Source organism: Deferrisoma palaeochoriense (assembly GCF_054656955.1).
The window spans coordinates 47,431-54,807 of record NZ_BAAHXI010000022.1 but is presented as its reverse complement, the minus strand read 5'-3'; the positions used below and the strand labels follow the sequence as shown (position 1 = coordinate 54,807).

The window sequence follows — 7,377 nt, the reverse complement described above, 5'->3', positions numbered from 1 at the left end:
CCGAGGGACGCGTGGGTCGAGCGTGCGGGGCGAGGCGCGACACGTGGCGAGTTCGTGTGGACCTGAGGTCCTATGAGGTTGTTCTCCTTTTTCGGTGGCGATAGCGAGGGGGACACACCCGTTCCCATTCCGAACACGGCCGTTAAGCCCCTCAGCGCCGATGGTACTGCCCGGGCAACTGGGTGGGAGAGTAGGTCGCCGCCGAGCCTTTTCACACGAAACGCCCCCGCGGAGGTCCTCCCTCCCGGGGGCGTTTCTTTTTTGGGGGAAGGCGGTGGGGCCGCGCGGGCGGGTCCGGGGGTCAGGGGGCCTTCGGGAGGCCGAGCTTCCACTCGACCTTGGAGAGAATGCCCCGGAGGATCCGCACGTCCCGGGAGGTGGGAAGCCGCCGGGAGAAGATGCGCCGGATCTGGTTCATCATGCGCTCGGGGCTCGCCTCCTCGATGAACCCGATGTCCCAGAGGACCTTCTCGAAGTGGGCGTACATGCCCTCCATCTCGGCCACCGTGGCGGGGCGGTAGGGCTCGGACTCGGGCCGGGGGGCGAGGTTGGCGAGCCGGACCTCGTAGCAGAAGAGGCCCACGGCCTGGGCGAGGTTGAGGCTCGGGAGACCGCGGTCGGTGGGGATGCGCACGAGCCAGTGGCACAGATCCAGTTCGGCCGTGGTGAGTCCGGCGTCCTCCCGGCCGAACACGGCGGCGATGCGAACTGAGGCGTGGTGCCGGGCGATTTGGTCGACCGCCGCTCGCAGTTCGATCCCGTCGTTCCGGCGCCGGCCCAGGCGGGTGGTGAACCCGAGGGCGAGCTCCACGTCTCGGAGGGCCTCGAACAGATCGGGCACGACCCGGGCGCTGCGGACGAGATCCACGGCCTTTCGGGCCATGGGCTCGAGCCGGGGATCGTCGAAGATGCCGGGGGCCGGGTTGACGAGCACGAGGTCCGTGAGGCCGAAGTTGGCCATGACCCGGGCCACGCTGCCCAGGTTTCCGCCGTAAAGGGGTTCGACGAGGACGATCGCGGGATTCATCGAGGGGTCGGGAACCGTTGGGGGGAGAACAAAAAGGGGGAGGCCCGATCGGCCTCCCCCACGGTGGTTCCGCGTTTCCTACTTCTTTTTCGGGGGCTGGATGCCCAGGCGCTTCGCCGTATGGTCACGGCCCAAGTAGAAGTTGAGCCAGGACGAGGTGAAGCGCAGATCGTAGTTCACGGGGGGCACCATGTAGGCGCCCAGGGTGTCCTCGGCTCCGTGGCTCTTGAGCCGGGGGTAGGCCCGCACGTAGATGCACTGTTTCTTGTTGGGATAGACCTCGCACCAGCCCTCGAAGGAGCCGCCGCAGGGGCCGTTGCGCTGGCCCTTGGGGCACTGGCTCATGGGGCAGAGGTAGGCGATGTCGAACAGGGCGCAGTCCCCGCAGTGCATGCACTCGTTGGTCATCACCTTCATGAAGTGCTCGACCCGGGTGAAGAAGTGCTCCATGCTCGTGCCGTCCACGGCCTTGGCCAGCGACTGCATGGGCTTGAACAGGAAGCCCTTGGTCTCGAACATGGCGTTGTGGAGCACCTTGAACATCTTGTAGGACACCGGGGCGGCCGGGCGGTCCTTGGACCGGTCCACCGGGACCTCCTTGTTGAGCCCGGTTTCGGGGTCCTTCTCGAAGTAGTACCACCCGCCCGGCTGGGGGAAGTCGAACTCCCGCACCAGGTCCTGCCAGTTGGGGGCGAGTTCCTGGCCCTTCTCGATGATGAACTCCACGTCCTCGAACTTCATGCCGTGGCCGCCGATGTGGACCCCGGCGAACCCCATGCCCTTCATGAAGGCGTACATCTTGGCGGCCCTCAAAAGCCGCTCGGTTTTGCCCTTGTCCTTCGATTTCTCCACCTCGGCCGCGATCTCCTGGACGAGCTTGTCGGTCACCACGCACCCCGGGATGCCGTTGCGGTTCATGAGCCGGGCGGCGCCCAGGGGCAGCACGTAGACGTTGCCGATCACCGGGATGTGGCCGTAGCCGAGGTGTTTCACCATCAGCAGGGCCTCGTGGAACTTGCGGGCGTCGTAGCCGAGCTGGGTCACGATGAACTGCGCGCCGGACTCCAGCTTCTTCTTGAGCTTGTAGTACTGGCCCATCTGCTCGGACTCGAGCTTCTTGAACGGGCTCACCGCGGCGCCCGCGAAGAAATGGGTGGGCCCGAGGGTGGTGGAGCCCTTGAACGTGGGCACCTCGAGGCCCTGGTTGAGCGCGCCGATGAGCTGGAGGAGCTGCGCCGGGTCGAGGTCGAACACGGGCTTGGCCCGGCCGCCGAACCCGCTCACCGGGTAGTCCCCGGTCATGATGAGGAGGTTGCGGACGTTCTCGCGCTCCAGGCCGTAGAGGAGCCCCTCAAGTTGGTTGCGGTTTTTGTCTTTGCAGGTGAAATGGACCAGGGGCTCGATGCCGAGCTTGTTGATCTCGGCCCCGAGCATCTCGGCCGAGATAGCCGGGTTCCCGCCCGGGTTGTCGGTGATGGTGAGGGCGTGGATCTTGCCGCTCTTGGCGGCCGCCTCGGCCGACTCCACGACCACCTCCTGGGCCTTTTCCCGGGCGCCGCGTCCCGGCACCAGCTCCCAGGTGACGCTGAAGGTGTTTTTGTCGAGGAGGGACTCCTGGAACTTGCTCACATACTCGGCCACCGGTCTTCCTCCTCCCCCTCCCAGGGGAAACATGGGGATCGAAACAGGGAAAACGAGCGGCGCGGATTATAGGGGACGGGTTTTGGGCAAGTCAACGAAGGCCGGCCGGTTCGCGAAAATGAAAACCGGTTATTCTCGCAGGGATCCAAGAAGCTCCGCCGCGAGTCGCCCAACGGCCCGGTCGGCGGCGCGGGAGAACCCGGCAATCCCGGAGTCCGCGACGGGCTCCGCCCACCGAGCGTGGCGAAACGCCTTGACGGAGCCGTCCCGGCCGAGCACGGTCCAGGTGGCCTCGAGAACGGTCGCGCCTCCCGCCCGGTCCCAGAGAAGAGCATCCACGGTTCCGGTCACCGTGAGGTCGGGCTCGACGGGGGCCGGAGCGGGCCACACGGCCCCGAGCACCCCGCTTGCGGCCAGGCTCCGGCGCAGGGCGTCGGCCACGAGGGGGCCGGGTTCGGCGGCCCATCGGGTTTGCGAGAGAAACCGAAGCCCCACGGACGCGTCGCGCACCGCGATCCGGTCGGTGCGGTAGGCCGGCGCCGTCCGAAACGGCTCGATCGCGACCACCGGCCCGGCCGGGCCTCCCACGGCTTCCACCGGGGCGGCCGCGAGCCCGAGGCGCAGGACCGGTGCGGCGGGCCGGCGCCAGCCCGCGCAGGCCACGAGGGGCAAGAGAGCGAGGCACCCGAGGACCGCGCGCCGGTTCATCGGGTCTCCTCCGCCGGCGGCGCCTCCCAGACGAGGCGGGAGGGCGCCTCGTCCAGGTCGCGCGCGAGGGCTTCCACCCGGGCCGCGGCCCCTTCCACCCGCTCCAGGGCCAACAGGGCCGCCCGGGCGGTTGCGGCGGCGCTTCCGCGGGCGGTGTCGGCGGCCGCGGCGGCCCGGTCCGCGGCCCCTCCCACCCGTTCGGCCGCGTCCGCCAGATGGGCCTTTGCGGCCGCAAACCGGCCCGGGAGGTCGAGTGCCTCGATCTGGGCCCGCAGGTCCTGTGTGGCCTTCCGGGCGTCGGCCGCAGCCGCCGAGAGGTCGGCCACCAGGCCCGGGAGGGCCGGGTCGGCCAGGAGTTGGTCGAGCCGGCCGGCGGCCGAGGCCAGCGACCCGGCGGCCCGGTCGGCCCGGGTGAAGGCCGAGGCCAATGCCGGTTCCCCCAGGAGGCGTTCGAGCCGCTCGGCCGCCCGTGCGGCGGCGTCGGCCGCGGCCTCCAGCGCCCGGGCGGCCTCGGGGAGGCCCGAGGTGTTCACGAGCCGCCGGAGATCCCGGGCCAGGCCCGGGAGATCCGCCTCCCGCAGGTCCGACACGAGACCGGCCACGTCGGTGGAGAGGTGGGTGAGGAACGAGGGCGCCGACGGGATCGTCCCGGGTGGCGTTTCGAAGGGAAGTTCGGGGCTCGGCGCCGCGTCGGCTCCCACGTACTCCAGTTCCACGAAGGCCGCGCCGGTGATGCCCACCGAACCCAGCCGGGCCCTGAGGCCCGGGCGGACCTCGAACGCGGGGTCGATCTCCATCCACACCTCCACGTGGTTGCCGTCGGGGGCCACCCGGATCGCGCTCACGCGGCCCAGGGGCACCCCCCGAAATTTCACCGGGGAGCCCACGTCGAGCCCCTGGACGCTGTCGGAGAAGTAGGTCACGTAGGACCGGTACTCCTTCCACACCTGGGTCGCCCCGAGCCACAGGAGCGCGGCGCATCCCAAAAGGAAGCCGACGATCAGAAACAGTCCCACCTTGAACCGGGTCGCATCGCTTGCCACGTCGCGCTCCGCGCAAACGGGAGTTCCTGTGCCGTCAGACCGGGGCCGGGCCCCGGGGACCGGGCTGCGCCGGTTCCCGCCGGAAAAATGCCCGGACCTTGGGGTCCGGCGGATCGTCCCGGAGGCGCCGGGGATCGCCCTCGGCCCGGATCCCGGCCGTCTCGGCGTCGATCAGGATGCACCGGTCGGCGGCACGAAAGGCGCTTTCCAGGTCGTGGGTCACCATCAGGACCGTGATTCCCAGGTTGTCTCGCAACCCGAGCACCAGTTCGTCGAGTTCCGCCGCGGTCACCGGGTCGAGCCCGGAGGAGGGCTCGTCCAGCACCAGGATCGGCGGGTCCAGGGCCATGGCCCGGGCCACCCCGGCCCGCTTTCGCATGCCCCCGGAGATCTCGTTGGGGAACCGGTCGGCCGCGTCCCCGAGCCCCACCTCGGAGAGCTTCAGGCAGGCCAGGATCCGGGCCGTGACCTCGGGAAGCCCGGTGTGGCCCCGGATCGGGAGCATGACGTTCTCCGCCAGCGTCAGATCGGCCAGGAGCGCCCCGGTCTGAAAGAGCACCCCAAGCCGCCGCAGGGCCCCCCGGCGCTCGGCCTCGGTCGCGGCTCCCATGTCCACCCCGGCGATCTCCAGGGTGCCGGCCAGGGGGGGAAGGATCCCGATCAGGGTTTTGAGGAGCGTGGTCTTCCCCGAGCCGCTCCCGCCGAGGATGGCGAAGATCTCCCGGGGCCGCACCTCGAAGGTCACGTCCCGCAACACGGCGACCCCCTCGTAGCCCACGGAAAGTTCTCGCGCCCGGATGACGGCTTCGGTCGGCATGGTCAAAACGGAAGGTACGTCAGCACCAGGGCGAAAAGGGAGTCGAGAACGATCACGAGGAAGATGGCCGTGACCACGGCCGAGGTGGCGGCGCGGCCCACGGCGTTCGCCCCGCCCCGCACGCCGAGCCCCTTGAAGCAACCCACCCCGGCTGCCACGGTGCCGAAGACGCAGCCCTTCAGGACGCCGATCACGAGGTGCCGCAGGCTCAGGATCGCCCGGGTTTCCTCCAGGTACTGGGCGGCCGTGAGGTCCATGGCGAACACCCCCACGGCGAGCCCGCCGAGGATGCCCGCGAGGTCGGACAGGAGGATCAGCACCGGCATGGACACGGCCACGGCGGCCACCCGGGGCACGGCCAGGAACTCCACGGGGTCGAACCCCATGGTGACGAGCGCATCCACCTCGTCGTCCACCACCATGGCCCCGAGTTCGGCGGCGTAGCCGCTGCCCGACCGGCCCGCCACCAGGATCGAGGTGATCACCGGCCCGAGTTCCCGCACCATGGCCAGGGCCACCATGTCGGCCACGAGGATCTGGGCGCCGTAGGGTTTGAGCTGGAGCGAGCCGAGAAACGCCAGGATCAGCCCGAGCAGGGCGGCGCTCAACACCACGATGGGCACCGCGTCCACCCCGGCCCGGTCCACGAACCGGAGCATCTCCCGAAACCGCATCCGGGAGCGGAGCAGGCAGGCAAACGAGCACAGGAAGAGCCCCCCGGCGAAGGCGCACAGCCGGCGCATCTCCCCGAGCAGGTAGATGGCGTTGGTGCCCACCTGCACGATGAGGCCGGGTTGACCCGGCCGCTCCGGCAGGGGGCGGCAGGTCAGGTCCTCCCACGGAATGCGGCCGAGCACGGCGGCCACGGGTCCCCGGGCGCCCGTGAGCCGGAGCCGGCGGCCCTCGGCCCGGAGCGTCCGGTCGAGTTCGGCGAACACGGCCACGGCCGCGCCGCCCAGGTGCTCCACCGCGGCGAGGTCCACCACCAGGTCCCCCGACCCGGCCCGGGCGCGGGCCAGGAGGTCCCGGCGGAGCTGGGCGGCCCGCTCGGCCGGGTACCGGCCGGCCAAACGCACCGAACCGGGGGGCGGGTTGGGGAGGGAAGGGTGGGCGGTTTCCACGGGGTCTGCCTCCTCGTGGGCCCAGAGTGTACCAGAAACCGGCCGTCTGGCAGCCCCGGGGGGCGGGAGGTACAATGCGGGGCCACCCTTTGCCGATCCGGAGGCGCCATGTTCGCCCGACTCGTGTTGCTCTTCACCCTGGTCCCGGCCCTCGAGATCTACCTCCTCATCAAGGTGGGGGCCGGGATCGGGGCCCTGAACACGATCCTCCTCATCATCGCCACCGGCGTGGTGGGGGCCCACTACGCCCGGCTCCAGGGGCTTTACGTGCTCCGGCGGCTGGAGGCCAGCCTGGCCGAGGGCCGGTTGCCCGCGGCCGAGATCCTGGACGGCGCCATGCTGCTGGTGGGCGGGGCGCTGCTCATCACGCCGGGCTTCCTCACCGATCTGGCCGGGTTCAGCCTGGTGTTCCCGTTGACCCGGGAGATCTGGAGGCGTCATTTGGTGAACTGGCTCCGCCGCCGCCTGGAGCGGGGCGAGATCGTGATCGTCCGCCGCCGGGATCCCTGGGACGGGAGCCCGTAGGGGACCGGATGGGCTCGGGGCACACGTTTTTGCCTCCCACCGACCCGATGTCCGAACGTTCCCCCCCATCCGACCGCGTGTTCGTGTACGGCACCCTGAAGCGGGGCGGCCGGTACCACCGGCGGATCGCCCCGTTCGCCCGGGAGTGGGCCGAGGGGTGGGTGCCGGGTCGGTTGGTGAACCTGGGGGCCTACCCGGGGTGGGTTCCCGGGCCCGGCCGGGTGTGGGGGGAGGTGGTGCGGGTCGAGCCGGCGGCCGAGGCCCTGGCCGTTCTGGATGACCTCGAGGACTACCACGGCCCCGGCCATCCGGCGAACCTCTACGAGCGCGTCCGGGTGCGGGTGGAAACCGGGACGGGCCCGGTGGAGGCCTGGGCCTACCGGTACCTGGGGCCGGTGTCGGGCGTGCCGGTGGTCTCCGGGGGCCGGTGGCCCGTGGGCCGCCCGGGGGCGGGGTAGCGGGCCGACGGGTGCCGTTGCCTCGGTTTCCGGGGCG

General features: G+C 70.7%; 8 protein-coding genes and 1 rRNA gene. 3 read left to right on the top strand and 6 right to left on the bottom strand.

Going from position 1 to position 7,377, the window contains the following annotated elements; translation table 11 throughout:
• The first annotated feature begins 90 nt into the window (after positions 1-90).
• A 5S ribosomal RNA gene (gene rrf / locus ACYQ8L_RS08185) occupies positions 91-207 on the top strand.
• A gap of 94 nt (positions 208-301) precedes the next feature.
• On the opposite strand, the gene ACYQ8L_RS08180 is transcribed toward rrf, so the two are convergent.
• From ACYQ8L_RS08180 to ACYQ8L_RS08155, 6 genes are all read right to left on the bottom strand, one after another.
• Positions 302-1,027: an RNA methyltransferase gene (locus tag ACYQ8L_RS08180; protein ID WP_459941295.1), complete on the bottom strand. Its 726-nt coding sequence runs from the start codon at positions 1,025-1,027 to the stop codon at positions 302-304.
• 78 nt (positions 1,028-1,105) lie between these two features.
• Entirely contained in the window at positions 1,106-2,668 is a 1,563-nt protein-coding gene (locus ACYQ8L_RS08175) for a methylenetetrahydrofolate reductase C-terminal domain-containing protein (protein WP_459941294.1), read from the bottom strand.
• Positions 2,669-2,797: 129 nt separating this feature from the next.
• Positions 2,798-3,376, bottom strand: coding sequence for an ABC-type transport auxiliary lipoprotein family protein (locus tag ACYQ8L_RS08170; protein WP_459941293.1), 579 nt, complete (start codon positions 3,374-3,376; stop codon positions 2,798-2,800).
• Positions 3,373-4,419: an MlaD family protein gene (locus ACYQ8L_RS08165; protein WP_459941292.1), complete on the bottom strand. Its 1,047-nt coding sequence runs from the start codon at positions 4,417-4,419 to the stop codon at positions 3,373-3,375. Before ACYQ8L_RS08165 ends, ACYQ8L_RS08170 begins: the two co-directional genes overlap by 4 nt.
• A gap of 34 nt (positions 4,420-4,453) precedes the next feature.
• Entirely contained in the window at positions 4,454-5,236 is a 783-nt protein-coding gene (locus tag ACYQ8L_RS08160; protein ID WP_459941291.1) for an ABC transporter ATP-binding protein, read from the bottom strand.
• 2 nt (positions 5,237-5,238) lie between these two features.
• On the bottom strand, positions 5,239-6,357 hold the full coding sequence (locus tag ACYQ8L_RS08155; RefSeq protein WP_459941290.1) for an ABC transporter permease: 1,119 nt from the start codon (positions 6,355-6,357) through the stop codon (positions 5,239-5,241).
• Between the two features lie 108 nt (positions 6,358-6,465).
• On the opposite strand from ACYQ8L_RS08155, the gene ACYQ8L_RS08150 reads away from it, so the two are divergent.
• Positions 6,466-6,882 (top strand): FxsA family protein, encoded by a 417-nt coding sequence (locus ACYQ8L_RS08150; RefSeq protein ID WP_459941289.1) that lies wholly within the window; start codon positions 6,466-6,468, stop codon positions 6,880-6,882.
• A 47-nt stretch (positions 6,883-6,929) separates the two neighbouring features.
• Entirely contained in the window at positions 6,930-7,340 is a 411-nt protein-coding gene (locus tag ACYQ8L_RS08145) for a gamma-glutamylcyclotransferase family protein (RefSeq protein WP_459941288.1), read from the top strand.
• Positions 7,341-7,377 lie beyond the last annotated feature (37 nt).

What these genes read in the sequence shown, in the direction of transcription:
- ACYQ8L_RS08180 (WP_459941295.1), bottom strand. Translation starts at nt 1,027, where the DNA reads ATGAATCCCGCGATCGTCCTCGTCGAACCCCTTTACGGCGGAAACCTG.
- ACYQ8L_RS08150 (WP_459941289.1), top strand. Translation starts at nt 6,466, where the DNA reads ATGTTCGCCCGACTCGTGTTGCTCTTCACCCTGGTCCCGGCCCTCGAG.
- ACYQ8L_RS08160 (WP_459941291.1), bottom strand. Translation starts at nt 5,236, where the DNA reads ATGCCGACCGAAGCCGTCATCCGGGCGCGAGAACTTTCCGTGGGCTAC.
- ACYQ8L_RS08170 (WP_459941293.1), bottom strand. Translation starts at nt 3,376, where the DNA reads ATGAACCGGCGCGCGGTCCTCGGGTGCCTCGCTCTCTTGCCCCTCGTG.
- ACYQ8L_RS08145 (WP_459941288.1), top strand. Translation starts at nt 6,930, where the DNA reads ATGTCCGAACGTTCCCCCCCATCCGACCGCGTGTTCGTGTACGGCACC.